This window comes from Phytopseudomonas daroniae (assembly GCF_004327285.1).
In the GTDB taxonomy this organism is placed as follows: Bacteria; Pseudomonadota; Gammaproteobacteria; order Pseudomonadales; family Pseudomonadaceae; genus Aquipseudomonas; species Aquipseudomonas daroniae.
Genome location: NZ_QJUI01000014.1, coordinates 26,508 through 51,814, shown reverse-complemented (window position 1 = coordinate 51,814; position 25,307 = coordinate 26,508). Strand labels below are relative to the sequence as shown.

At 62.5% G+C, this 25,307-nt stretch carries 21 protein-coding genes and 1 tRNA gene; 16 read left to right on the top strand and 6 right to left on the bottom strand.

Features of this window, described 5'->3' with window-relative positions:
• Nucleotides 1–27: 27 nt before the first annotated feature.
• The 3 genes from queE (at nt 28) to DNK06_RS16565 (ending at nt 1,487) form a co-directional block, all read left to right on the top strand.
• Entirely contained in the window at nt 28–675 is a 648-nt protein-coding gene (gene queE / locus DNK06_RS16575; protein ID WP_131181099.1) for a 7-carboxy-7-deazaguanine synthase QueE, read from the top strand.
• A 1-nt stretch (nt 676) separates the two neighbouring features.
• Nucleotides 677–1,351: a 7-cyano-7-deazaguanine synthase QueC gene (gene queC / locus DNK06_RS16570; RefSeq protein ID WP_131181098.1), complete on the top strand. Its 675-nt coding sequence runs from the start codon at nt 677–679 to the stop codon at nt 1,349–1,351.
• Between the two features lie 60 nt (nt 1,352–1,411).
• A tRNA-Lys gene (locus DNK06_RS16565) sits at nt 1,412–1,487 on the top strand.
• Nucleotides 1,488–1,619: 132 nt separating this feature from the next.
• Here DNK06_RS16565 and DNK06_RS16560 read toward each other — a convergent pair.
• Nucleotides 1,620–2,639, bottom strand: a complete 1,020-nt coding sequence (locus DNK06_RS16560; RefSeq protein WP_131181097.1) for a branched-chain amino acid aminotransferase — start codon at nt 2,637–2,639, stop codon at nt 1,620–1,622.
• Nucleotides 2,640–3,092: 453 nt separating this feature from the next.
• On the opposite strand from DNK06_RS16560, the gene nadA reads away from it, so the two are divergent.
• On the top strand, nt 3,093–4,151 hold the full coding sequence (gene nadA / locus DNK06_RS16555; protein WP_131181096.1) for a quinolinate synthase NadA: 1,059 nt from the start codon (nt 3,093–3,095) through the stop codon (nt 4,149–4,151).
• 249 nt (nt 4,152–4,400) lie between these two features.
• On the opposite strand, the gene DNK06_RS16550 is transcribed toward nadA, so the two are convergent.
• On the bottom strand, nt 4,401–5,840 hold the full coding sequence (locus DNK06_RS16550; protein WP_131181095.1) for a M48 family metalloprotease: 1,440 nt from the start codon (nt 5,838–5,840) through the stop codon (nt 4,401–4,403).
• Nucleotides 5,841–5,950: 110 nt separating this feature from the next.
• Here DNK06_RS16550 and DNK06_RS16545 point away from each other — a divergent pair, with 110 nt between their 5' ends.
• Complete coding sequence (locus DNK06_RS16545) at nt 5,951–6,202, top strand: sulfurtransferase TusA family protein (protein WP_131181094.1); 252 nt, start codon at nt 5,951–5,953, stop codon at nt 6,200–6,202.
• A 59-nt stretch (nt 6,203–6,261) separates the two neighbouring features.
• Here the strand turns inward: DNK06_RS16545 and DNK06_RS16540 are convergent, their stop codons facing one another.
• Both DNK06_RS16540 and DNK06_RS16535 read right to left on the bottom strand, forming a co-directional pair.
• Nucleotides 6,262–6,732 (bottom strand): peroxiredoxin, encoded by a 471-nt coding sequence (locus tag DNK06_RS16540; protein ID WP_131181093.1) that lies wholly within the window; start codon nt 6,730–6,732, stop codon nt 6,262–6,264.
• Between the two features lie 11 nt (nt 6,733–6,743).
• Nucleotides 6,744–7,301 (bottom strand): glycine cleavage system transcriptional repressor, encoded by a 558-nt coding sequence (locus tag DNK06_RS16535; protein WP_131181092.1) that lies wholly within the window; start codon nt 7,299–7,301, stop codon nt 6,744–6,746.
• 227 nt (nt 7,302–7,528) lie between these two features.
• Here DNK06_RS16535 and dapA point away from each other — a divergent pair, with 227 nt between their 5' ends.
• The 6 genes from dapA to DNK06_RS16505 all read left to right on the top strand — a co-directional run bounded on the left by dapA (nt 7,529) and on the right by DNK06_RS16505 (nt 16,032).
• Nucleotides 7,529–8,407, top strand: coding sequence for a 4-hydroxy-tetrahydrodipicolinate synthase (gene dapA / locus DNK06_RS16530; RefSeq protein WP_131181091.1), 879 nt, complete (start codon nt 7,529–7,531; stop codon nt 8,405–8,407).
• Between the two features lie 17 nt (nt 8,408–8,424).
• Entirely contained in the window at nt 8,425–9,543 is a 1,119-nt protein-coding gene (gene bamC / locus DNK06_RS16525) for an outer membrane protein assembly factor BamC (RefSeq protein WP_131181090.1), read from the top strand.
• A 161-nt stretch (nt 9,544–9,704) separates the two neighbouring features.
• Entirely contained in the window at nt 9,705–10,571 is an 867-nt protein-coding gene (locus DNK06_RS16520; RefSeq protein WP_131181089.1) for a phosphoribosylaminoimidazolesuccinocarboxamide synthase, read from the top strand.
• Nucleotides 10,572–10,862: 291 nt separating this feature from the next.
• Nucleotides 10,863–14,039, top strand: a complete 3,177-nt coding sequence (gene putA, locus DNK06_RS16515) for a bifunctional proline dehydrogenase/L-glutamate gamma-semialdehyde dehydrogenase PutA (protein ID WP_131181088.1) — start codon at nt 10,863–10,865, stop codon at nt 14,037–14,039.
• A gap of 187 nt (nt 14,040–14,226) precedes the next feature.
• Complete coding sequence (gene putP, locus DNK06_RS16510; protein WP_131181087.1) at nt 14,227–15,717, top strand: sodium/proline symporter PutP; 1,491 nt, start codon at nt 14,227–14,229, stop codon at nt 15,715–15,717.
• Between the two features lie 102 nt (nt 15,718–15,819).
• Nucleotides 15,820–16,032, top strand: coding sequence for a VF530 family protein (locus DNK06_RS16505; protein WP_131181086.1), 213 nt, complete (start codon nt 15,820–15,822; stop codon nt 16,030–16,032).
• Nucleotides 16,033–16,182: 150 nt separating this feature from the next.
• Here the strand turns inward: DNK06_RS16505 and DNK06_RS16500 are convergent, their stop codons facing one another.
• Entirely contained in the window at nt 16,183–19,320 is a 3,138-nt protein-coding gene (locus DNK06_RS16500) for a transglycosylase domain-containing protein (RefSeq protein ID WP_131181085.1), read from the bottom strand.
• A 205-nt stretch (nt 19,321–19,525) separates the two neighbouring features.
• Between DNK06_RS16500 and DNK06_RS16495 the strand changes: the two genes are divergently transcribed.
• Nucleotides 19,526–20,347: an aldo/keto reductase gene (locus DNK06_RS16495; RefSeq protein WP_131181214.1), complete on the top strand. Its 822-nt coding sequence runs from the start codon at nt 19,526–19,528 to the stop codon at nt 20,345–20,347.
• A gap of 207 nt (nt 20,348–20,554) precedes the next feature.
• Here DNK06_RS16495 and rapA read toward each other — a convergent pair whose 3' ends face one another.
• Nucleotides 20,555–23,398, bottom strand: a complete 2,844-nt coding sequence (gene rapA / locus DNK06_RS16490; RefSeq protein WP_131181084.1) for an RNA polymerase-associated protein RapA — start codon at nt 23,396–23,398, stop codon at nt 20,555–20,557.
• Nucleotides 23,399–23,595: 197 nt separating this feature from the next.
• Here rapA and DNK06_RS16485 point away from each other — a divergent pair, with 197 nt between their 5' ends.
• The 4 genes from DNK06_RS16485 to ccoM all read left to right on the top strand — a co-directional run bounded on the left by DNK06_RS16485 (nt 23,596) and on the right by ccoM (nt 25,027).
• Nucleotides 23,596–23,892, top strand: coding sequence for an aspartate-semialdehyde dehydrogenase (locus tag DNK06_RS16485; RefSeq protein WP_131181083.1), 297 nt, complete (start codon nt 23,596–23,598; stop codon nt 23,890–23,892).
• Nucleotides 23,889–24,524 (top strand): alpha-ketoglutarate-dependent dioxygenase AlkB family protein, encoded by a 636-nt coding sequence (locus tag DNK06_RS16480; protein ID WP_242674688.1) that lies wholly within the window; start codon nt 23,889–23,891, stop codon nt 24,522–24,524. Before DNK06_RS16485 ends, DNK06_RS16480 begins: the two co-directional genes overlap by 4 nt.
• Entirely contained in the window at nt 24,521–24,682 is a 162-nt protein-coding gene (locus DNK06_RS25135; RefSeq protein WP_165493654.1) for a hypothetical protein, read from the top strand. The genes DNK06_RS16480 and DNK06_RS25135 overlap by 4 nt, the downstream gene beginning before the upstream one ends.
• Before the next feature lie 228 nt (nt 24,683–24,910).
• The gene (gene ccoM / locus DNK06_RS25450; RefSeq protein ID WP_278248836.1) at nt 24,911–25,027 is read left to right on the top strand and encodes a cytochrome c oxidase subunit CcoM; all 117 of its coding nucleotides are present in this window, start codon (nt 24,911–24,913) and stop codon (nt 25,025–25,027) included.
• Nucleotides 25,028–25,307 lie beyond the last annotated feature (280 nt).

Below are 25,307 nucleotides of genomic sequence, written 5' to 3'. Positions count from 1 at the left end.
TGTTTCGCCGTTACGCCCGTGGCCCTTATGAAAGATACCCTGCGCATCACCGAGATCTTTTTCTCGTTGCAGGGGGAGACGCGTACTGCCGGCTTGCCGACGGTATTCGTACGCCTGACCGGCTGCCCCCTGCGTTGTCAATACTGCGATACCGCCTATGCCTTCAGTGGTGGTGAAGTCCTCACGCTGGACGCCATCCTCGAGCAAGTCGCGAGCTATCGACCGCGTTATGTCTGTGTAACCGGTGGTGAGCCGCTGGCACAGCCCAACTGCATTCCCTTGCTCGAGCGCCTGTGCGACGCCGGTTATGACGTGTCCCTGGAGACCAGTGGCGCCCTGGACGTGTCCGCGGTCGATGCGCGGGTCAGCAAGGTCATTGATCTGAAAACGCCAGGATCCGCCGAGGTAGCGCGAAATCGCTATGAAAACATCGAGTACCTGCAGCCACGGGATCAGGTCAAGTTCGTCATCTGTTCGCGTGAGGACTATGACTGGTCGGTGAGCAAGATCATTCAGTATGGTCTGGCCGAGCGCGCCGGTGAGTTGTTGTTTTCACCCAGCCACCAGCAGGTGAGTGGCCGAGAGCTGGCCGAATGGGTGATTGCCGACAACCTGCCGGTGCGCATGCAACTGCAGCTTCACAAGATTCTTTGGAACGACGAGCCGGGGCACTGACATGAGTGAAAAGAAAGCGGTCATCCTTCTGTCCGGCGGCCTCGACTCCGCGACCGTGGTAGCCATGGCCAAAGAGCAGGGTTATAGCTGCTACAGCATGAGCTTCGACTACGGCCAGCGGCATCGCTCCGAACTGCAGGCCGCCGAGCGCGTCGCGCGGCAACTGGGTGTGGTCGAGCACAAGGTGATCGGCATGAACCTCGGTGGTATCGGTGGCTCGGCGCTGACCGATTCGAGCATCGATGTACCGCAGAGCCCGACGACTGGCATTCCGGTCACCTACGTGCCCGCGCGCAATACCGTGTTTCTGGCCCTGGCTTTGGGTTGGGCCGAAGTGCTGGAGGCGCAGGACATCTTCATCGGCGTCAACGCGGTGGATTATTCCGGTTACCCGGATTGCCGGCCGGAGTTCGTCGAAGCCTTCGAGCGGGTGGCCAACCTGGCGACCAAAATGGGCGTAGAAGGGCAGAGCATCCGTATCCAGGCGCCGTTGCAGATGATGAGCAAGGCTGAAATCGTCCAGGCTGGTTCGCGCCTGGGTGTGGATTACGGCCTGACCGTTTCCTGCTATCTGGCCGATGACGACGGCCGTGCCTGCGGGAAATGCGATAGCTGTCGTTTGCGCTCGGCCGGCTTCGCCGCCGCTGGTGTGGTCGATCCTACTCGCTATCAATAAATTATTTTCTGGTGGGTGTTGAATTCCTGAGTTAAATCAGTATCATACCGCTCGCACCACGGGTCGTTAGCTCAGTTGGTAGAGCAGTTGGCTTTTAACCAATTGGTCGTAGGTTCGAATCCTACACGACCCACCATTTCAAGCCTTCCCGGTGAAGGCGCACAAAAAAGCCCGGATATCGTGAAGATATCCGGGCTTTTTTCGTTTTGGGTACATGCGTCCAGCCTGCTTGCGCTGGCGAGCCATTGAGGCCCGCCAGCGCGTCGTATCAGACTTTGACGATCCAGCCTTGCGGTGCTTCGACATCGCCGGACTGCACGCCGGTCAGCTCGCTGTACAAGCGGCTGATGGTCGGGCCGACCTCTGTCTCGCTATAGAACACGTGCAGTTTGCCCTGGTGCTCGATACCGCCGATCGGTGTGATCACCGCCGCGGTACCGCAGGCGCCGGCTTCCTTGAAATCGCTCAAGCGATCAATGAACACATCGCCTTCTATGACTTTCAGGCCCAGGCGGCTCTGTGCCAGTTCGATCAGCGACAGACGGGTGATGCCCGGCAGTACCGATGGCGATTTCGGTGTAACGAATTCGTCGTTGTGGGTGATGGCGAAGAAGTTCGCCGAACCCACTTCTTCGATCTTGGTGTGGGTCTGCGGATCGAGGTAGATGCAGTCGGCGAAGTTGTTCTTCTTCGCTTGGGCGCCCGGCATCAGGCTGGCTGCATAGTTGCCACCGACCTTGGCAGCGCCGGTGCCCTGTGGGGCCGCGCGGTCATAGCTCGATATGACGAAGTTGTTCGGCTTCATGCCGCCCTTGAAGTAGGGGCCGACCGGGATGCAGAACACCGAGAAGATGAACTCGGGCGCGGTACGCACGCCGATGTTGTCGCCAACGCCGATCACGAAGGGGCGCAGGTACAGCGCGCCGCCGGAGCCGTACGGCGGGATGAAGCGTTCGTTGGCGCGTACGACCTGCTTGCAGGCCTCGATGAACTGCTCGTTGGATGGCGCCGGCATCAGCAGGCGGGCGCAGCTGCGCTGCATGCGCTGGGCGTTCTGATCCGGGCGGAACAGATTGATCGAGCCATCCTTGCAGCGGTAGGCCTTGAGGCCTTCGAAGCACTGTTGGCCATAGTGCAGGGCGGTGGAGCCTTCGCTGATGTGCAGGACGTTGTCTTCAGTCAGGGTACCCTGATCCCACTCACCGTCGCGCCAGTGCGACAGATAACGCTGGTCGGTCTTGATGTAATCGAAACCCAGCTTGTCCCATTCGATGCTTTCGTAAGCCATGACATCCTCAATCGCTGAACGACCACTGCGGGGCGCGCGCGTGGCCAGTGTTTTCCAGAAGTGGTGGTAACTATGATTCATTCAGAGGTCGTACTCGGCCTCTGCGGTACTGAACTTGGTCGGCCACGTGTAGCCATTGCGCCTGGCAGGCGCTCGGGAGGGCTTCTCCCGATTCAGTGGCTTCACGTTCCAGCTTGGCGGGTGTCGCTCAAGCAGTCGCGTTCTTGTGCTGATGATGCGGCGGTTTATCGTGGCGATCAACCGGTGGATCGATAGTAGGCTGATTGCGTGATTGAAAAAGGCCTCGCAATGCACTTAACATGCGCGCCCGCGCAAGGCCGGCGCCCGCCGTTGTACCCTGTGCGAAGCCCCTCTGCGTGTTCCGACCAGGCCAGTGTGTCTGGCGGTATACTCCAAGTTCCGTGCTGATAGACCTCAACAGGGCCTGACGACATGACGCAGATTGCCGAACGACTTCTTGTCCAAGCTCATCTTGATGCCAAGCAGCCAGAGACGCTGACGGCGGAGCAGGAAGCGTTTTACCGTGATGAAATTGCAAAAGAACTGACGCGACAGAATGCCGTGCTGGTCGCTCACTATTACTGCGACCCGGTGCTGCAGGCGCTTGCCGAAGAAACCGGCGGCTGTGTGTCCGATTCCCTGGAGATGGCGCGCTTCGGTAATCAGCATTCGGCGCAGACCGTGCTGGTCGCCGGTGTCAAGTTCATGGGGGAGACGGCGAAGATCCTCAACCCTGAAAAGCGTGTGCTGATGCCGACGCTGGAGGCGACCTGTTCGCTGGATCTGGGTTGCCCGGTCGACGAGTTCGCCGCGTTCTGCGACCAGCATCCGCAGCGCACCGTGGTGGTTTACGCCAATACCTCCGCGGCGGTGAAAGCGCGTGCCGACTGGGTGGTGACTTCCAGTTGCGCCGTGGAGATCGTCGAGCACCTGATGGACAACGGCGAGAGCATCATCTGGGCGCCGGATCAGCACCTGGGGCGTTTCATCCAGAACAAGACCGGTGCCGACATGCTGCTCTGGGATGGTGCCTGCATCGTCCACGAGGAGTTCAAGGCCCGTCAGCTTGAAGAGATGAAAGCGCTGTACCCGGACGCGGCAGTGCTGGTGCACCCGGAGTCGCCTACGGCGGTGATCGACCTGGCCGATGCGGTGGGCTCGACCAGTCAGTTGATCGCCGCTGCGCAGCGCATGCCGAACAAGACCTTCATCGTCGCCACCGACCGCGGTATCTTCTACAAGATGCAGCAGTTGTGTCCGGACAAGGAATTCGTCGCGGCGCCGACCGCCGGCAATGGCGCCGCTTGCCGCAGTTGCGCCAACTGCCCCTGGATGGCGATGAATACCTTGCAGCGCACGCTGCAGTGCCTGCGTGAGGGCAGTAACGAAGTATTCGTCGATCCGGCACTGATCCCACGGGCGATCAAGCCGCTCAAGCGCATGCTGGACTTTACCCAGGCGGCGCGGCTGAAGCTGGCAGGTAATGCCTGAGGCTTGTTTGTAATCTGCTGTGCGTCGTCTGCTGGCGGCAATGTGATGAAACCCACCGGCAATTGATGGGTTTCACCCATCCTACGGTTCTGCACGGCGCCACCAATAGGCGCAACGCCAGATATTGCGATAAGACCGCCATCGATTCGCGCCAGGGTCGACGCTCCTACAAGTAGGCCCTGGCTCCGAACGGCCTCTTGCCGACTTGGGGTCAAGACGGTATCTACGGATGGCTTGTAGCGCCCTTGCTTAGCCGCGCAGCATTTCTTCCGTCATGCGCTTTTCTTCGATCAGCTCTTTCTGCCGGGCGTCGATACGTGAGGCCAGCTGGAAGTTGTTGCTGGCCCGGCGTTTGGCGAAATCGAGCTGCTCGATGGCCTGGTTGAAATCCCCCACCAGCGCAAAGAACTCGGCGCGTGCCTGATGCAGGCCGATGGTATTGCCACTGAGGCCGCGCACTTCCGCCACCTGATACCAGACGTCCGGATCCTTTACGCGGCGCTTGAGCAGGTCATTCAGTGCCCGCTCGGCCTCAGGGATGCTGCGCTGCTTGAGTAGCAGATCGATACGGGCCTGGTTCAGCGGATAATTGCCAGGGTACAGATCGAGCAGGCGCTTGATGCGCTGCTCGGCGTCCGAGAGGCGGTTGGCCGCCGAGTCCAGACTGATCTGCGCCAGGTTGTAGGTGACATCGTCCGGGGCCTTTTGCAGCAAGGGCGCAAGCGTGTCGCGCGCTTCGTCGAACTGGCTGCCTTTGATCAGGGCGATGGTCAGGCCGTAGCGCGCAGCATCCATGTTGGGGTTTTCATCGAGCTGGGCACGGAAGCGTTTGGCAGCGATGCCCGGGGTTTCTTCGTAGGTGAGCTGTACGCGGGCGCGCATCAGCTGGTAGCGCAGGCTGTCCTCGGTGCCGCCAGCCTGGTACTGCTCGGCGCGGTTGCGGGTATCGGCGATGCGCGATTCGGAGACCGGGTGGGTCAGGAGGAACTCCGGCGGCATGCGGTCGTAGCGATATTGGCGCATCAGGCGCTCGAACATGCTCGGCATCGAGCGTGGGTCGTAGCCGGCCTTTTCCAGGTTGACCAGGCCGATACGATCCGCCTCCTGCTCGTTCTGCCGGGAGAAGCGTCGTTGTTCCTGAATGGCCGCTGCCTGGGTCGAGGCAATGGCGGCGATACCGGCGTCACCGGCACCCGCTGCGGCTGCGACGATACCGGCGAGCATCGCCGCCATGACCGGCAGTTGCATGCGTTGCTGGGCTTCCAGGCCGCGGGCGAAGTGGCGTTGCGACAAGTGAGCGAGTTCGTGGGCCAGCACCGAAGCATATTCGCCTTCGGTCTGCGCATAGAGGAACAGTCCGCCGTTGACGCCGATGATCCCGCCTGGCGCCGCGAAGGCGTTGATCTGCGGGCTGTTGAGCAGGACGAATTCGAGACGCCGATCCTGTACCTGGCTGGTTTCGGCCAGGCGGTAGACGCTGCTTTCGACGAAGTCCTTGAGCTGGGGATCCGACAGCTGGCTGACCTGGCCACGGACGATACTCAGCCAGGCACGGCCCAACTGGTATTCCTGTTGCGGGGAAACCAGGGCAGAGCTGGCGTCGCCGAGTGACGGCAGGTCGTTGGCCGTCGCCGGTTGCGCCAGCAGGCAGGCGAGCGTCAGCAGAGTAATGGGGCGCAAAAAATTCATGCATGGAGCTCTTGTCGGATCAGTGCCGTACTGTAGCCGGGAGGCACTTGCCTGACCAGCGTCGGCGGGCCTTGGGTTATGCTGTCGGGCTGGAAAAAACGGAGGGCGTTATGAGTGATGTACCGGTGTGGGAGGGCGAGCATCAGGCCGAGCTGGATGCGTGTGGCTTGAATTGCCCACTGCCTTTGCTCAAGGCCAAGATGGCCCTCAACGGCCTGAGCAGTGGCGACGTGCTCAAGGTGCTGGCCACGGATGCCGGGTCGCAGCGCGACTTTCGGGCGTTCGCTCGCCTGGCTGGCCACGAGCTGCTTCGTGAGGAAACCGAGGGCGAAGTGTTCCGCTATTGGCTGCGCAAGGCGTGATGCCAGGTTGAATGCGCAGGAATGAAAAATGCCGCTCGAGAGCGGCATTTTTATATGTATCAGGCTTTGTTGAGGGCCTGGGCGGCGGCCAATACTTCATCCACATGGCCGGGCACCTTGACGCCTCGCCATTCCTGGCGCAGAACGCCGTTCTTGTCGATCAGGAAGGTGCTGCGGTCGATGCCCAGGTATTCCTTGCCGTAGAGCTTCTTCAGTTTGATCACGTCGAACAGCTGGCAGACGCTTTCGTCCTTGTCCGAAATCAGTTCGAAGGTGAAACCCTGCTTGGCCTTGAAGTTCTCATGGGTCTTCAGGCTGTCGCGCGATACGCCGATGACGACCGTATTGGCCGCGCTGAACGCATCGTGTCCGTCGCGAAAACCCTGGCCCTGGGTGGTGCAGCCCGGGGTGTTGTCCTTCGGGTAGAAGTAGATCACCAGTTGCTTACCCTTGTAAGCGGCCAGGTTGAAGTCGCCGCCCGTGGCGGGGGCGCTGAAATCGGGGATCGGGGAGTCGATAGCGATGGCCATGAAACGCTCCTTTATGGATTCTGGGGACGCCAGGGTTCGATCAATGCATCCAGGTTCAGTGCGTCGGCGAAGTCGAGGAACTGATCGCGCAGCCAGCTGATCTGGGTGCCGGCGGGCAGGGTGACGGTCAGCGTGGCGTTGAGCATGGTGCCGCCGGTCTGCGGAGCCTGGTAGGTGTCACAGGTCAGGCTTTCCAGCTCGACGCGGTGGTCGATGAAGAACTGGCACAGTTCGTTGAGGATGTCCGGACGGTACACCGAACTGACATAGGCGACGTAAGGCAGTGCCTGGGGACGAACTTCCGAGGCGGCGCTGCGGATCACGTTGGCGGTGAACTCATGTTTCTTGGACAGCGCCGGCAGGCCCGCTTCCAGGCGCGCCAGGGCATCCCAGTTGCCAGATACCTGCAGCACCAGTGCGCTGAACTCTCCGTGGCGGCTCAGGCGCGTGCTGACGACCGCGCAGCGATTTTCATGGCTGGATCGGCACAGGACGTTGGTCAGCTCCATGGCGTTGGTGCCGAGTGCACTGATGACGAGGAATTGTTCGCGAACTGAGGGGGTGGACATGCAGCCTTCCTAAACGTTGAGCGCTCGGCTCTATAAGACAGTGCCAAACAAACTCGCAGGGTAGCGAAAAGCGCCCGCCAGGGGAATGACCAGATACCGCTATCGCCAAGCGGATAGCGGCGGCCAATGCCGGAAATCACGGCCGTTCACGCCACCTGCTACTTCGCTTGTGCAAGGCTGGTGGCGCCAGTACCATTACGGCTCTCTTTTTCGGCAGGAGCGGTTGCATGATTGCGGGTAGTATGGTGGCACTGGTCACGCCCATGGATGCACAGGGTAATCTCGATTGGGATGCCTTGAGCAAACTGGTGGATTTCCACCTGCAAGAGGGCACCAATGCCATCGTCGCGGTCGGCACCACAGGTGAGTCGGCGACACTCGACGTCAACGAGCACATCGAGGTCATCCGTCGTGTGGTCGATCAAGTCGGTGGGCGCATCCCGGTGATCGCCGGCACGGGTGCCAACTCCACCCGCGAAGCGGTCGAGCTGACCCAGAACGCCAAGAGCGCTGGCGCCGATGCCTGCCTGCTGGTCACCCCGTACTACAACAAGCCGACCCAGGAAGGCCTGTACCTGCACTTCCGCCATATCGCCGAAGCAGTGGCCATTCCGCAGATTCTCTACAACGTGCCGGGGCGTACCGCCTGCGACATGCTGCCGGAAACCGTCGAGCGCCTGTCTAATGTCGACAACATCATCGGCATCAAGGAAGCCACCGGCGACCTGCAGCGTGCCCGCGATATCCTCGATCGTGTCAGCTCGAACTTCCTGCTCTACTCCGGCGACGACGCGACTGCGGTCGAGCTGATGCTGCTGGGCGGCAAGGGCAACATCTCGGTGACCGCCAACGTGGCGCCGCGGGCGATGAGCGACATGTGCTCGGCGGCCATGCGCGGTGAAGCAGCGATTGCCCGTGCGATCAACGACCGGCTGATGCCCCTGCACAAGAACCTGTTCATCGAAGCCAACCCGATTCCGGTGAAGTGGGCCCTGAACGAAATGGGCATGATGGCCGACGGCATTCGCTTGCCGCTGACCTGGCTGAGCCCCCGTTGTCACGAACCGCTGCGTCAGGCCCTGCGCCAGTCCGGTGTATTGGTCTAATCGAGGAACTACGACGCATGAAGCGACTGGCCGGACTTTCCGCACTTGCTCTGATCATCACCAGCACCAGTGGCTGTGGCTGGGTCTGGGGCGAAAATGGCTACTTCCGCGACCGCGGCAGTGATTACCTGACCGCACGGCAGACTGCGCCGATGCAGTTGCCGGCAGACGTCGAAGCCAAGCGCCTCGACCCGCTGCTGCCGATTCCGCAGCAGATTCGCGACAGCGAAGTGCAGGGCGAATACGAAGTACCGCGCCCGCAGGCCCTGGCCGTGAGTGCAGACGTCAGCGAGTTCAGCCTGCAGAACAGTGGCGACTCCAGCTGGCTGGTAGCCCAGCGTGTTCCGGCTGAAGTCTGGCCGGGTGCCCGTCAGTTCTTCGAGGATGGCGGCTTCCGCATCGTCGACGAACGTCCGCAAACGGGCGAGTTCAGCACCGACTGGCAGCGTTTCGACGCGCTGTCCAGCGGTATGCAGAGTCGTCTGGGGGGCCGTGTCGCCGGTCTTGACAGCAACACCGAAACCCGTGTGCACGTGCGCCTCGAGCCTGGCGTACAGCGCAACACCAGCGAAATCTTCGTGGTGACCGCGCAGCGTCCTGCCGGCAGCACCGTCGACGTACCGTTCACTGAGCGTAGCGTCAACAAGGCGTTGGACGCCGCGCTGCTCGACGAGCTGCAGGTCAACCTGACGCGTAGCGTTGAACAGGGCGGTTCGGTATCGCTGCTGGCCGGTCGTGACTTCGACGCACCGAGCCGCGTGAGCCTGTCCGAAGACGGCAACAGCAACCCGGTGCTGAACCTGAGCACCGACTTCGACCGCGCCTGGTCCGGCGTTGGCCGCTCGCTGCGCATGGCCGAACTGCGCGTCGACGATATCAACCGTACCCTGGGCGTCTACTACGTCAATCTGGCCGAAGGCCCGCAGCGCGCCAACGAGAAGCCTGGCTTCTTCAGCCGCCTGTTTGGTGGTTCGGACAGCAAGGAGGAAATCGAAGCCCGCGCCGAGCGCTATCAGGTACGCCTGACCGCTGTTGGCGACACTGTGCAGGTGACGGTAGAAAAAGACCTCAACACCGTTGCGCCGGCCGATGTCGCGCGGCGGGTGCTGGGCATGATTCAGGAAAACCTCGGCTAAGAACCCTTGGCGAGTGGTTGGCGATAGGCGAAACCCCCAGGGGTTTCGCCTTTTGTTTTCACAGGCAGGCCTTTCTGGCGTTGCCGGCATCTACCAGGCCGTAGGTCGTCACCCTTGACGAAGAGCGGCGCGACTTTCACGCGATAAGGCGGAATCTCGATATGACCACACCTTCCCTGAGCCTGAAGAAGATCTATTCGGGCAAAGTCCGCGATCTCTACGAGATCGACGACAAGCGCATGCTGATGGTCGCGACCGATCGCCTGTCGGCCTTCGACGTGATCCTCGAGCAGCCGATCCCGGAGAAGGGCAAGATCCTCACCGCCATCTCCAACTTCTGGTTCGACAAGCTCGCCCACGTGGTGCCCAACCACTTCACCGGTGATCGCGTCGAAGATGTGGTACCGGCTGCCGAGCTGCCGCTGGTCGAGGGCCGCGCCGTGGTCGCCAAGCGCCTCAAGCCGGTTGCCGTGGAAGCCATCGTGCGCGGTTACATCGTCGGTTCTGGCTGGAAGGAATACCAGAAGAGCGGCACCGTGTGCGGCATTCAGCTGCCCGCCGGTCTGAAGGAAGCCGCCAAGCTGCCGCAGCCGATCTTCACCCCGTCGACCAAGGCCGCCGTGGGCGACCATGACGAGAACATCAGCTTCGAACAGTGCGAAGCGATCATCGGCGCCGAGCTGGCCGCCAAGGTGCGTGACACCTCCATCGCCCTGTACGTCGCAGCGGTGGAATACGCGGCCACTCGCGGCATCATCATCGCCGACACCAAGTTCGAATTCGGTCTCGATGAAGCCGGCACCCTGACCCTGATGGACGAAGTGCTGACCCCCGACTCCAGCCGCTTCTGGCCAGCCGACAGCTATGCCGAAGGCACCAATCCGCCGAGTTTCGACAAGCAGTTCGTGCGCAACTGGCTGGAATCCACCGGCTGGAACAAGGAGCCGCCAGCACCTGCAGTGCCGGCCGACGTCGCGCAGAAGACCGCCGACAAGTATCGCGAAGCGCTGACCCGCCTGACTTCCTGAGCCCTTCGGAAAGTCTTCAGACGCCGCTGGCCCAGCAATGGGCGGCGGCGTTCGTGTTTCTGCACCATGGCTGTGCACGGGTCGCCGTCTGGCGCGCTCGCCAAGGCGGAAGTTCCGCAGTTCGGAGCTTTCTGCAAAAACTCCAGAGGTTTCCGCAAGAAGCCGTCATCACTCTGCCACTAAATTCCGCCATCCACTTCTGCGTCATGGAATCGCCAGATACCCGTATCTGAGCTAGACCCAAAGCAGGGGTATCTCACAGATTATCTCCATAACAAGAGGATGGGCGTGATGTTCAAAGCCAGTCACGTCTTGCATCAGGAGTTCCTTGACCGGATCTCCGCTGCCAAGGCCGCCGATTTTTTCCCCGTCATCAGCGCCAACTACAGCGTTGACGAGGCAGCCTATCTTGGCGAACTGCTGCAGCTGGCCGATCCCGGTGCCTCGGGCATCGAGGCTATCGCTCAGCAGGCACGCACCCTGATCCAGGACGTGCGCAGCCGCGACAACGCGGTCGACACCCTCGACGCCCTGCTGCGTCAGTACAGCCTCGATACCCAGGAAGGCCTGATGCTCATGTGCCTGGCCGAAGCGCTGCTGCGCGTGCCGGACTCTGCTACCGCCGATGCCCTGATCCGCGACAAGCTCAATGCCGCCGAGTGGGAACGCCACCTGGGCAAGAGCGACAGCGTGCTGGTCAACTTCGCTGCCTGGGGCCTGGTGATGACCGGCAAGGTGGTCGACCCGCAAACCAGCGATGGCCGTCCGAAGAAGGTGCTCGGTCGTTTGATCCAGCGCTCCGGCGAGCCGGTGATCCGCGCAGCCATGAACCAGGCCATGAAGCTCATGGGCAAGCAGTTCGTGCTTGGCCGCACCATCAGCGAAGCGCTGAAGAACGGTCGCCCGGAGCGCCAGAAGGGCTACACCTATTCCTTCGACATGCTTGGCGAGGCGGCGCTGACCGCTGCAGACGCCGAGAAATACATGGCCGACTACCGCAAGGCCATCGATACCGTCGGTGCCGAGCCGCAGGTCGGCCCAGGGCCGAAGCCGTCGATCTCGATCAAGCTGTCGGCGCTGCACCCGCGCTACGAAGTGGCCCAGCGCGAGCGCGTGCTCAGTGAGCTGTTCGCCAACGTGCGCGAGCTGGTGATCCGTGCGCGCAAGCTGAACGTCGGTATTTCCGTGGACGCCGAAGAGGCGGATCGCCTGGAACTGTCCCTGGAACTCTACGAGAAGCTGCTGCGTGATCCGGCCGTTGCCGGCTGGGGCGAGTTCGGTCTGGTGATTCAGGCCTACTCCAAGCGCTGTCTGCCGGTGCTGGTATGGCTGACCCTGCTGGGCAAGGAGCTCGGCGAGAAGATGCCGCTGCGTCTGGTCAAGGGCGCCTACTGGGACAGCGAGATCAAGCAGTGCCAGGTGTGGGGGCTCGATGGCTACCCGGTATTTACCCGCAAGGAAGGCACCGATACCTCCTATCTGGCCTGCGCCCGCTATCTGCTCAGCGAGTTCACCCGCGGCGTCATCTACCCGCAGTTCGCCAGCCATAACGCGCATACCGTCAGCTGCATCCTGGCCATGGCCGCCGAGCAGACGTCACCGCGCGAGTTCGAGTTCCAACGTCTGCACGGCATGGGCGATGCGCTGTACGACACGGTGCTGGAGAAACAGGGCAAGAACGTACGCATCTACGCGCCGGTCGGTGCCCACAAGGATCTGCTGCCGTACCTGGTGCGCCGCCTGCTGGAGAACGGTGCCAACTCGTCGTTCGTGCACCAGTTGGTCGACCCGAGCGTGCCGGTCGAATCGCTGATCGATCACCCGGTCACTCAGCTACGCCAGTTCAAGAGCATCGGTAACGACAAAATCCCACTCCCGCCAGCGTTGTACGGGGCCACACGGAAAAACTCCCAAGGCATCAACATGAACATCCAGACATCCCTGACCGAGCTCGAAAACGCCTATAAGCCGCAACTCGACCGTCAATGGCAGGCTGCGCCCGTAATCAACGGCCAGAGCCTGAGCGGTACTGCCCAGGAAGTTCGTTGCCCCTTCGATCTGAGCAAGGTGGTCGGCAGCGCTCAATTCGCCACCGCCGCCCAGGCAGCCCAGGCGCTGGATGGCCTGAGCGCCGCCTGGCCGCGCTGGAATGCGGTCGCCATCGACGAACGTGCGAGCATTCTCGAACGCCTCGCCGATCTGCTGGAAAGCAATCGCGCCGAGCTGATGGCGCTGTGCACCGTGGAAGCCGGCAAGTCCATGCAGGACGGCATCGACGAAGTACGCGAAGCGGTGGACTTCTGCCGTTACTACGCGCAGCAGGCGCGCCTCAAGCTGGGCCGCGAAGAACTCAAGGGCCCGACTGGCGAGCGCAACGAGCTGTTCCACGAGGGCCGTGGCATTTTCGTCTGCGTAAGCCCGTGGAACTTCCCGCTGGCCATCTACCTCGGCCAGATCAGTGCCGCCCTGGTGGCAGGCAACGTGGTGCTGGCCAAGCCGGCCGAGCAGACCAGCCTGATCGCCGCCCGCGCGCTGGAACTGATGTTCGAAGCCGGCCTGCCCAAGGATGTGATCGCCTTCCTGCCGGGCGACGGCGCCACCTTGGGTGGCGTGTTCTGCCGTGATCCGCGTGTCGCCGGCGTGTGCTTCACCGGTTCCACCGACACGGCACGGATCATCAACCGCCAGTTGGCCGAGAAGGACGGCATGATCGCCACCCTGATCGCCGAAACCGGCGGCCAGAACGCGATGATCGTCGACTCCACCGCGCTGCCCGAGCAGGTGGTCAAGGATGCCGTCGGTTCCGCCTTCACCAGCGCCGGCCAGCGTTGCTCGGCACTGCGCGTGCTGTACGTGCAGAGCGATATTGCCGAGCGGGTGATCGACCTGCTCAAGGGCGCCATGGCCGAACTGAAGATCGGCCCGACCCACCTGCGCGAGAACGACATCGGCCCGGTGATCGACGCCGAGGCCCGCGAAGGTCTGCTGGCGCACATCGAGCAGCTCAAGGGCGAGGGCAAGCTGATCGCCGAAGCGACGCTGTCGACTGGTCTGAACGGGCATTTCATTGCGCCGGTGGCCTTCGAAATCGGCGGCATCCACGAGCTGAAGAAAGAGCAGTTCGGTCCGGTTCTGCACGTGGTGCGCTTCGAGGCGGGCGATCTGGAGCAGGTGGTCGCGGCCATCAACGCCACCGGCTATGGATTGACCCTTGGCATCCACAGCCGAAACGAGGAAACTGCCGCCCGCATTGAAGCCCTGGCGCGGGTCGGCAACCTGTACGTCAACCGCAACCAGATCGGTGCGGTGGTCGGCGTACAGCCATTCGGCGGCTGCGGCCTGTCCGGCACCGGCCCGAAAGCCGGCGGCCCTAGCTACCTGCTGCGCTTCGTCAACGAGCGCACCACCTCGGTGAATACCACGGCGGTGGGCGGCAACGCTTCACTGCTGTCGCTGGGCGACGAGTAAAGACGACGGGTGGGAATCGATGAGGTTTTCACCCGTTTTGCTATTGGGGGCAGTTGCCCCGAATCGGTAATGCCACCAGCAGAGTGGCATGCCTGGAGCACGACCGTGACCGATGGTCGTGATGTGCCAACTGGGTACGGGATCATCCCCCGGCCTGAATAAAAACAAACGAGAGGGGCATTCCCCAATGACTGCAAGTACTCCCATGCTGGTCACCTTCGTGGTCTATATCCTGGCCATGGTGTTGATCGGGTTCATCGCCTATCGTGCGACCAAGAACTTCTCCGACTATATCCTCGGCGGCCGTAGCCTCGGCAGTTTCGTTACCGCGCTGTCCGCTGGCGCCTCCGACATGAGCGGCTGGCTGCTGATGGGTTTGCCGGGCGCGATCTTCGTCGCCGGTATCTCGGAAAGCTGGATCGCCATCGGCCTGATCCTCGGTGCCTGGCTGAACTGGCTGTTCGTCGCCGGTCGTCTGCGTGTGCACACCGAGCACAATCACAACGCCCTGACTCTGCCGGACTTTTTCACCCACCGTTTCGAGGACAACAGCAAGCTGCTGCGCGTGTTCTCGGCGCTGGTGATCCTGGTGTTCTTCACCATCTACTGCGCTTCGGGCGTGGTGGCCGGTGCTCGCCTGTTCGAGTCGACCTTCGGCATGTCCTATGACACCGCCCTGTGGGTCGGTGCGGCAGCGACCATCCTCTATGTGTTCGTCGGTGGCTTCCTCGCGGTGAGCTGGACCGATACCGTACAGGCCACCCTGATGATCTTCGCTCTGCTGATCACTCCGGTATTCGTGATTCTTGCCCTGGGCGATTTCGATGCGGCCATGGCCACCATCGAGCAGGCCAACCCGGCCAACTTCGACATGTTCCGCGGTCTGTCCTTCGTCGCCATCGTCTCCCTGCTTGCCTGGGGCCTGGGCTATTTCGGCCAGCCGCACATCCTGGTGCGCTTCATGGCGGCTGACTCGGTCAAGTCGATCCCGGCTGCGCGTCGCATCGGCATGACCTGGATGATCCTCTGCCTGGGCGGCGCCGTGGCGGTGGGTTTCTTCGGTATCGCCTATTTCGCCAACAATCCTGCACTGGCGGGCCCGGTCAGCGAGAATGGCGAGCGCGTGTTCATCGAGCTGACCAAGATCCTGTTCAATCCCTGGATCGCGGGACTGATCCTCTCCGCCATTCTGGCAGCGGTGATGAGCACCCTGAGCTGCCAACTGCTGGTATCGTCCAGTGCCCTGACCGAAGACTTCTACAAGGCCTTTCTGCGCAAGGGCGCCAGCCAGACCGAACTGGTGTGGGTCGGCCGTGGCATGGTGCTGCTGATTGCGGTAGTCGCTATAGCCATCGCGTCGAATCCGGAAAGCAAGGTTCTGGGCCTGGTTTCCTACGCCTGGGCCGGTTTTGGTGCTGCCTTCGGCCCGGTGGTGATCCTTTCCCTGATATGGAAAGGCATGACCCGCAATGGCGCGCTGGCCGGTATGGTGGTCGGTGCAGTGACCGTGGTGCTGTGGAAGAACTTCGTTGGTCTGGGTCTCTACGAGATCATTCCGGGGTTCATCTTCGCTACCCTGGCCATTTTCATCTTCAGCAAGATCGGTCGCCCGGCTTCGCCGACTATGGTCAAGCGTTTCGACGAGGCCGAGAAGGAGTACCAGGACGCGCATCTCTGATCGCGTTTCTGTAGCTCGCTCAAGCAAAGGCCCGGACTCTCGTCCGGGCCTTTTCGTTGCTGCCTGCTGGTAAGCTGGCGGGCCAGGAATCAGGAGCCCGATATGAGTACGTCCAAAGATCCTCTGCACGGCATCACATTGCAGGCCATTCTTGCCGAACTGGTCGAGCAGTTGGGTTGGGACGGCCTGGCCCAGCGCATCGATATCCGCTGCTTCAAGAGCGACCCGAGCATCAAGTCGAGCCTCACCTTTTTGCGTAAAACGCCCTGGGCGCGAGAGAAGGTCGAGGCGTTGTATTTGAAGCAGAAGCGCTAGGTTTCGTTGGCGATAGCGAAAGACGCGAACAAGGCAAAAGTGGCCGTTGGTAGGGTGGACGACGCTTCACCCGTCCACCATCATGGGATCGCAATGGTGGATGAAAAAAGCGTCATCCACCCTACGACTGGCCAGGCGTAGATCTCTCGGCTAAAGCCCCTCCCACGGATTAGGCGGCCTTCCTCTAGCGTGCGCCGTCTGCTGTTGCGGCGGTGGGGCACACAGTGTGCGGGCGGCGGTTTGCAGGTAGGGGGCGAGAATCGGCTGCATGCCCTTGAGCACCTGCACGGGCAGCGCCGAAGTGAAACGGAAGTTCTCCGCGGCGCGGCCCGGTACGAAGGCGGTGAGGGTGCCGAAGTGATCCGGGCCGAGAAAGAACACGAAGGTGGCCGTGCGATTCTGTACCCGTGAGCTGATCACCTGACCGCCGCGGCCCACGCTGGTCAAACGGTTGTCGCCGGTGCCGGTCTTGCCTCCGAGGATCAGCGGGCTGCCATCGGTCAGGGTGAAGGTGCCTTGCAGGCGCCGCGCCGTACCGCCATCCACCACCTGGGAAAGTGCCCCACGCAACGCAGCAGCGACTTCTGGAGCCATTACCCGTCGGCCAGGCTCCAGGACGTGACCCAGCCGTGTTTCGTAGGGCGTATCGGCGGCGAAGTGCAGGCTGTCGATGCGCACGGTTGGCAGGCGCAGCCCATCGTTCTGGATGATGCCGATCAGCTCGGCCAGCGCAGCCGGGCGGTCGCCGGAGCTGCCGATGGCAGTGGCCAGGGAGGGCACCAGGTACTCGAAGGGATAGCCCAGGTTCTGCCAGCGCTGGTGGATGTCGAGGAAGGCTTCGACTTCCAGCATGATGCGGATACGGCTGTCCCTGGCGCTCTTGTGTCGGCTCTTGAACAGCCAGCCGTAGACCTCCTGGCGCTCGTCGCGGCTAGCTGCCACGGCGTCGTCGAAGCGAGCCTGAGGATGATCGATCAGGTAGGCGAGCAGCCACAGTTCGAGCGGGTGCACCCGAGCGATATAGCCCTGATCCGGCAGGCTGAAAGCCCCCGGCCCGTAGCGCATGTAGAGATCGCCGATGCGTTTGTCGCTCGGCGGGTTACCCGGCAGGTGAGCCTTGATGAAACTGCCGAAAGTGGCCTGATCGACATCCGGCATCAGGTAGCGGTGCACGGCGGCCAGGCGTGTATCGGTGAGACGCAGGCCGCCGATAAAGGTGTCCAGGCGTTCCTGGGCGGACTGGCCCTGGTACTTGCGCCAGAAACGCAGCAGAAAGGTGGTGCCCTCGCGGTCGGCGAAGCGGCTCAGGTACTCCTGCCGTCGTGGATCCTTGTCGTCCTTGAGCAGCTCGGCGCTGTTGCCCGGTGCCTGGTAGGTGCTGTAACGCACCAGATCGCGCATCAGGCGGATGAACGGCAGGTTGATCGATTCGCGCAGGGATTCACGCAGGGTCGGGCGCCGGCCGTTGTCCTCGCGACGGAAGTTGCCGAAGGTGTGCAGGCCGCCGCCAGTAAAGAAGCGTTCTGCAGGGCTGGCCGAATAGCGCCGCTCCAGCGCCGCGTCGAGCATGCCGGTGAGGTCGGCGCCTGGGTTGCGCAGCAGATAATCGATGGCCCAGCGGCTGAGCAGATCCAGGTCGGCGACCTCCACGGCACGTAACTGGGCGGGCGTCTGTCCGGCATGGCGTTGGTGCAGTTCGGCGATCATCTCCAGGTAGGTAGCCATGACCCGTAACTTGGCCGTAGAGCCCAGCTCCAGTTTGCTGCCTTCGTTGATGTCGAACGGCTGATGGGTGTTGTCGGTTTGCACCCTTACCTGGTTACCGTTGGGCGTGCGTTCGAACAGGGTGAAGCTGTAGCGTACGTCGGCGGTCTTGCTCGGTGAAAGCAGGCGGTCGCCGAACAGGCCGACGGTTTCGGCGAATGCCGGGTCGGCGAGTTGTTCGAGGTAGTGGCTGACCTGCTGCTGCAGATCCGAATTGAGGCTGGAGCGCGCGTCCAGATCGAGACGATCGAGCTCGTAGTAGGACAGGTTGAGCAGGCCGGCCAGCCGCGCCCGGGCCATGCTGATGCCTTTGTCGCTGTCGATGCGTTGCAGGTTGGGATCGGCCTGCCAGTCGCGGTAAGTCACCTGTTGTGCCAGGGCTGCATCGCGCAATTCGTTATCCAGTACGCCGCCACTGGCCAGCAAACGCAGGTGGCTATCGGTCAGCTCGGCCAGCTCGTCGCGACCCTGGGACAGGTAATACGAAGGCCGACGCTGGGCGATCATCAGCGACAGCACCTGGCGCAGCGCCAAGCCCCGTTCAGCCAGGCTGGCATCGGCAGAGCGCTGTGGGTCGAGCAGACGGTTGGTGGTGCTGAAATCGGCGCCGTACCAGATGCGCAGACCGTCAGCCAGGCCGTGCACCTCGCCGTGCCCTGGCGCTGCCGACAGCGGTACGCTGTTGAGGTAATCGCGCACGATGTTCTGCCGGGCTTCGAGTGTCTGCGGGCCGCCCTGATAGGCGCGCACGCTGGCCGATACCATCTGCCGCAGTTTCTCCGCTGGCGCATGGGTGATGCCGTCCGGCGAGTGCCGGTATTTCTCCAGTTGCGTGGCCAGTGTACTGCCGCCGGCAGACTGATCCTGCATGCCGACATACTTGCCAACCTGGGACAGCGCGGCTTTGCTGAACCGCGGCCAGTCCACTGCCGGATTGGCTTCGGCAGGCTCGCTGGCCAGCAGTTTGCGATCCTCGATGAACAGCAGGCTGCCGACCACCAGCGGCGGAATGGCGCCGAAGCTGGGGTAACGCTGACGGGGATTGCGTACCGTGTAGAACGGGGTGCCGCGGCAGTCCTCGATGTTGACCCCGGTCTGGGTCTTTTCGGCGAAGGGCGTAAAGAAGCCGCGCTCGCTGTAATCCATCAAGGCAGGGGAAAAGTGGCTCTGCTGCAGTACTTCGAAACCTCTGCCTTGCAGGCGCTCGATGAAGATTGGCAGGCGGCTGTAGCCCAGGCGCCGATCGAAAGGGCCAGCTCCTGGGTAGACAATGGCGTCGCTGGGGCCATTTTCGACCTGATAAGTCAGTTGGGCGGCATAGCGGCTCAGTTCGGTGGACTGGAAGTAGGCGGTGCGTAGCTCAACGATCAGCAGCGCTGAGCCGATTACCAGCAGGAACATCAGGATGACGCCAACTGCCCAGCGCACGCGATGGGAGGGCCGTCGAGGTTCGAGATGCACCGCGGTAGCGGCTTTGTGCACGCTGACAGGCGGTGCTGAATCGGATCGCCATAGTGCGCCCATCGTGAAGTGGCCCTGGCTTGTCCTTTATCTCTAGCGTAGTCGTTAAGCGGCTTCGTGCTCTGCCCAGCGAGCAAAAAACTCGTGTCGGGACATGAACGGGGATTCCGCCGTAGACGCTCTACGGCGGGGGCGTGATCTGATGGAGCAAAGGCTGAACCCACGCGTAGCGAGCGGGTCAGGATGCAATCGGCAGGAGGAATCCATGATGCGAACACTTGAATTGGCCGGCGTTCGAGTCCCGGTGATCGGCCAGGGAACTTGGCGTATGGGCGAGAAGCCCAGCCAGCGGCGTGCGGAGGTGGCGGCGCTACGTGAAGGTATCGAGCGCGGTCTGCGCCTGATCGATAGTGCCGAGATGTATGGCGAGGGTGGTGCGGAGGAGGTGGTCGGTGAGGCCATCGCTGGCAGGCGTGATCAGGTATTTCTGGTCAGCAAGGTCTACCCGCACAACGCCAGCCGCGCCGGGGTTGCGGCTGCTTGCGAGCGCAGCCTGAAGCGCCTGGGCACCGGTCATCTCGATTTGTACCTGCTGCACTGGCGTGGGCAATACCCGCTGGAGGAAACGGTCGAGGCCTTCGAACGCTTGCGCGAGCAGGGCAAGATCGGCCGCTGGGGCGTCTCCAACTTCGATCTGGACGACCTGGAAGAGCTCGGCCAACCGGGCTGCGCCACCAATCAGGTGCTCTACAACCCGCAAGAGCGCGGCGTGGAGTTCGACCTGTTGCCTTGGCAACAGCGCCAGGGCATGCCGTTGATGGCTTATTGTCCGTTGGGGCAGGGCGGTGCATTGCTGGCCAACCGGGCGTTGCGCCAGGTCGCTGAAGGGCATGGGGTGAGTGCGGCGCAGGTCGCGTTGGCCTGGGCATTGCGGCAGCCGGGTGTGTTGGTGATTCCCAAGGCGGGCGACCCGCGGCACCTGGCGGAGAATGCAGCAGCGGCCGAATTGCAGCTCAGCGAGGCCGATTTGCAGATGATCGACAGCGCCTATCCTGCGCCGGGGCGCAAGCAGCGGTTGCAGATGGTTTAGGAGCAGCCATAAGCTTCAAGCTTCAAGCCAGAAGCAAAAGCGAGCCGTAGGGTGGATCGGGGCGCGTAGCCGACGCTTGCCTATGCGGCCCGACCCGTCCACCACTCGCGATCGCAATGGTGGACAAAAAGAGCGTTGTCCACCCTGCGTCCGCTCCCGCTGTAAACCTGCCGCCTCACTCTCTGCGCAGAGCGGGCGGGAGGGCTTTCAGCCGGCGACCAGCACTCGGATGGCTTCCAGGCGCAGGGCGGCTTTGTCGAGCATCGCCAGGCCCTGTTCGCGTTGCTCACGCAAGGCGACCAGCTCGCTGTCACGCACGCTCGGGTTGACCGCCTGCAGCGCGGTCAGGCGCGCGAGTTCTTCGTCCAGCTCGGCGGCCAGACGACGTTTGGCTTCGCCCACTCGCTCGACATGGCGTGGCAGGATCTTCGCTTCACCGGCAGCGATCTGCGGGTTGAGCGCGTCGCGCTGGGCCTGCACGAACTTGTTGGCGCTGGCCCGTGGCACGCTTTCCAGCTGATCGTTGAGGGTTTCGAAGGAAACCTTGCCCGCCAGATCGTTGCCATTGCCATCGAGCAGGCAGCGCAGTGCGGCCGGCGGCAGGTAGCGGCCCAGTTGCAGACTGCGCGGCGCGACCACTTCACTGACGTAGAGCAGCTCCAGCAGCACGGTGCCGGGTTTGAGCGCCTTGTTCTTGATCAGCGCCACCGAGGTGTTGCCCATCGAGCCGGAGCGCACCAGATCCATGCCGCCCTGCACCATGGGGTGTTCCCAGGTGAGGAACTGCATGTCTTCGCGCGACAGCGCCAGGTCGCGGTCGTAGGTGATGGTCACGCCTTCGTCGTCGCCGAGCGGGAAGCTGGCATCGAGCATCTTCTCGCTGGGGCGCAGGATCAGGGCGTTGTCCGAGTGATCCTCGCTGTCGATGCCGAAGGCGTCGAACAATTGCTCCATGTACATCGGCAGGGCGAATTGGTCGTCCTGCTCGAGGATCGCTTCGACCAGCGCTTCGCCTTCACCGGCACCGCCTGAGTTGAGCTCCAGCAGACGGTCGCGACCGGCGTGCAGTTCGCTTTCCAGGCGCTGGCGCTCGGCGGTGGCTTCGTCGATCAGTGCTTGCCACTGACCGTCGTCGGCGTTTTCCAGCATCGGCAGCAGGCGGCTACCGAACTGGTGCTGCAGGGCGTTGCCGGTCGGGCAGGTGGCCAGGAAGGCGTTCAGCGCCTGGTGATACCACTGGAACAGACGCTCCTGCGGGCTGTTTTCCATGTACGGCACGTGTAGCTGAATCTTGTGCTTCTGGCCGATACGGTCGAGGCGGCCGATGCGCTGCTCGAGCAGATCCGGGTGCGCTGGCAGATCGAACAGCACCAGATGATGAGCGAACTGGAAGTTGCGGCCTTCGCTGCCGATTTCCGAACAGATCAGTACCTGGGCACCGAACTCTTCGTCGGCGAAGTAGGCGGCGGCGCGGTCGCGCTCGAGGATGCTCATGCCTTCGTGGAACACCGTGGCCGGGATGCCGGAGCGCACGCGCAGGGCATCTTCCAGATCCATGGCGGTCTCGGCGTGGGCGCAGATGACCAGCACCTTGAATTTCTTGAGCATCTTCAAGGTGTCGATCAGCCATTCGACACGCGGGTCGAAGCGCCACCAGCGCTGCTCTTCCTCGATGTCGGACTGGCCCTGGTAGCTGACTTCCGGGTACAGCTCGGCATGCTCGCCCAGCGGCAGCTCCATGTACTCGTCGGGGCTCGGCAGTGGGTAGGCGTGCAGTTCACGCTCGGGGAAGCCCTGCACCGCGGCGCGGGTGTTGCGGAACAGCAGGCGGCCGGTACCGTGACGGTCGAGCAACTCGCGGGTCAGGCGGGCGCTGGCTTCGCTATCGCCATCGGCGACAGCAGCGAGCAGGGCCTCGCCCTCGGCTCCCAGGAAGCCCTGGATGGTCTTGTGCGCTTCGGCGGACAGGCGACCCTTGTCGAGCAGCTCCTGCACGGCCTCGGCGACCGGCTGGTAGTTGGCACTTTCGGCGCGGAACGCCGCCAGGTCATGGAAACGGTTCGGGTCGAGCAGGCGCAGGCGCGCGAAGTGACTGTCCTGGCCAAGCTGTTCGGGGGTGGCGGTGAGCAGCAGCACGCCAGGGATCACTTCGGCCAGTTGCTCGACCAGGCTGTATTCGCGGCTGGCGTTTTCCGGGTGCCAGACCAGGTGGTGGGCTTCGTCGACCACCATCAGATCCCAGCCGGCGGCGAACAGTGCGTCCTGGGCCTTTTCGTCCTCACACAGCCATTCCAGAGCGACCAGTGCCAGTTGCGCGTCTTCGAACGGATTGCTGGCATCGCTTTCGATGAAGCGTTCGGCGTCGAACAGCGCCACTTCCAGGTTGAAGCGCCGGCGCATTTCCACCAGCCACTGGTGCTGCAGGTTTTCCGGTACCAGGATCAGTACGCGGTTGGCGCGCCCGGAAAGCAGTTGGCGATGGATCACCAGGCCGGCCTCGATGGTCTTGCCCAGGCCCACTTCGTCGGCCAGCAGCACGCGTGGCGCGATGCGGTCGGCGACTTCACGGGCGATGTGCAACTGGTGGGCGATGGGTTGCGCACGCACGCCGCCCAGGCCCCACAGCGAGGATTGCACCTGGCGGCTGGTGAATTCCAGCGTGCGGTAGCGCAGCGAGAACCAGGGCAGCGGGTCGATCTGCCCGGCGAACAGGCGGTCGCTGGCGAGGCGGAACTGGATGAAGTTGGAAAGCTGGGTTTCCGGCAGGGTAACGTTGTGGTTCTGCGCGTCGAGGCCGTGGTAGACCAGCAGGCCATCGACATCGTCGACTTCGCGTACGGTCAGCTTCCAGCCTTCGAAATGGGTGATCTCGTCGCCCGGGGAAAAACGCACGCGGGTCAGCGGCGCATTGCGGGTCGCGTACTGGCGGGTTTCGCCCGTGGCCGGGTAGAGCACGGTGAGCATGCGGCCGTCCTGCATGAGGATGGTTCCCAAGCCCAGTTCCGCTTCGCTGTCGCTGATCCAGCGTTGCCCCGGTTGATACTCCGCCATGCCTGTCTCCCCTGTGAAAAAGCCGGCTATGGTAACGGAACGCCGGGCCTCAGCCAAAGGTGCATGACGCCCGATTTGGCACTTACTGACGGATGCCCGGTCGTAAGTGTAGCGAGGCGAGGCTAAAGTCGCTCGTTTCGAGGCCGACAAGCCTTCAGGGGCCTGTTCAATTACCGGCTCAGACGGAGCATCGATCCATGTTGCCACCCATCCCTCACAGTCTGGTTCCGGTCACTGCCCAGCAGGACGTGGTCAAGCCCAGGCCCGATGTCCCTCCGGTCACGCCGGTGTCCGAGGCTGCCCAGGAAAGTGGGGTGAGCCTGGATAAACGTCATCCGCAGGAGGTCGAGGAGCGCTTGCGCGAGGAGCAGCGTCGCCGTCGGCGTCGCGGTTACACGCCGGCCGAACTGGCAGAGGGCGATGTGGCCGAGGTTGATGAGCCAGCCATCGAGCAACTGCCCCGCCAGGGGCTGTGGGTGGATGTCGAAGTGTGAGCACCACCGATTCCGCTGCCCCTGGCCAGGCCGGTTTGTTCGATGCTTCTGATTTGAGCCTGCCCGGTGCTGACCTCACTTATCTGCCCGCATGGCTCGACAACGCCACGGCGGATCGCTGGCTTGAGCAACTGGTCAGCGAAACACCCTGGCAACAACCCGAAGTGATGCTGTTCGGCCGTCGCCATCCGGTGCCCCGGCTACTTGCCTGGTACGGTGATGCCGAGGCGAGCTATCGCTATTCCGGCATGACTCATCAACCCTTGCCCTGGACGCCGCTGCTCGTCGAGATTCGCCAGCGCGTGGTCAATGCGCTGGGGCGGCCACTCAATGGCGCGCTGCTCAACTATTACCGCGACGGCCAGGATTCCATGGGCTGGCACAGCGATGACGAGCGGGAGCTGGGCGATGACCCACTAGTGGTCTCTCTGAGCCTGGGTGGGGCGCGACGCTTCGATCTGCGGCGCAAGGGCCATAGCCGCATCGAACATTCGCTTATGCTGGAGCACGGCTCGCTACTGGTCATGGGCGGCCAGACACAGCATCATTGGCAGCATCAGGTGGCGAAAACGCGCAAGCCTTGTGCGCCGCGCCTGAACCTTACGTTTCGTCTGATCCGGGCGCCGCTATGAGCAACGATGTGAAACTGATCGACTTCAACGCCGAGCGCGACAAGCGCATTCATGACCTGCGCGACAAGAAACTCGAGGAAATGCGCAATGCCTTCGAACAGGCCTTGCCGATGCCCAAGGGCAAGAAGAAGTCCAAGAGCAAACCGAAGAAGCGCTGACAGGTTTCGCCGCGTCACGCTGCTATCGCTCGCCTTGCTGCCGTGACACCCTCTGTGCATCCCGCTCGTGGATGCGCGCTTCGACTTCCAGTCCTTTTCCGTTGATCCAGGTCACTTCCTGCCGGCTGTTCGCTATTGGCCGCGGGTGGTACTTGATCTGGATCAATGGCGCCCGGCGCGGCGCTGCTAACGTAGCGCCATACCCGAACAACGGATGCAGGAGGCAGCATGTTCGTCGATGTGGTGGTTCTAGCCGGTATCGGCACCGTGGGGCTGATGCTGCTGTTCTGCACCGGGTTCGCTTATTTCATCTGGAGAGATGCGCGCAAGAAAAAGCCGCACTGAAAACCGGATTCACGAGCACGCAAGGCATTGGGGCGACTTCGGTCGCCCTTTTTTTCGTCCGCGCTTTTTGTGGCCTGCCATCCCTGGCGGGCCACCCTTCGGGCCGTCGCAGGCGACGTCAAAAATGGCTCCCGGCCATTTTTTGACGCGGACAAGGTGTGAGTGCGGAAAAGCCCTCTGGACAGCATATAGTTAGCTAGCTAATAATTGGCGCTCCGCATGGAGGCGGAATCGTTTCGCTACAGCTATGTTCAGAGCTGAGATTCTTTTAGGTAACCAT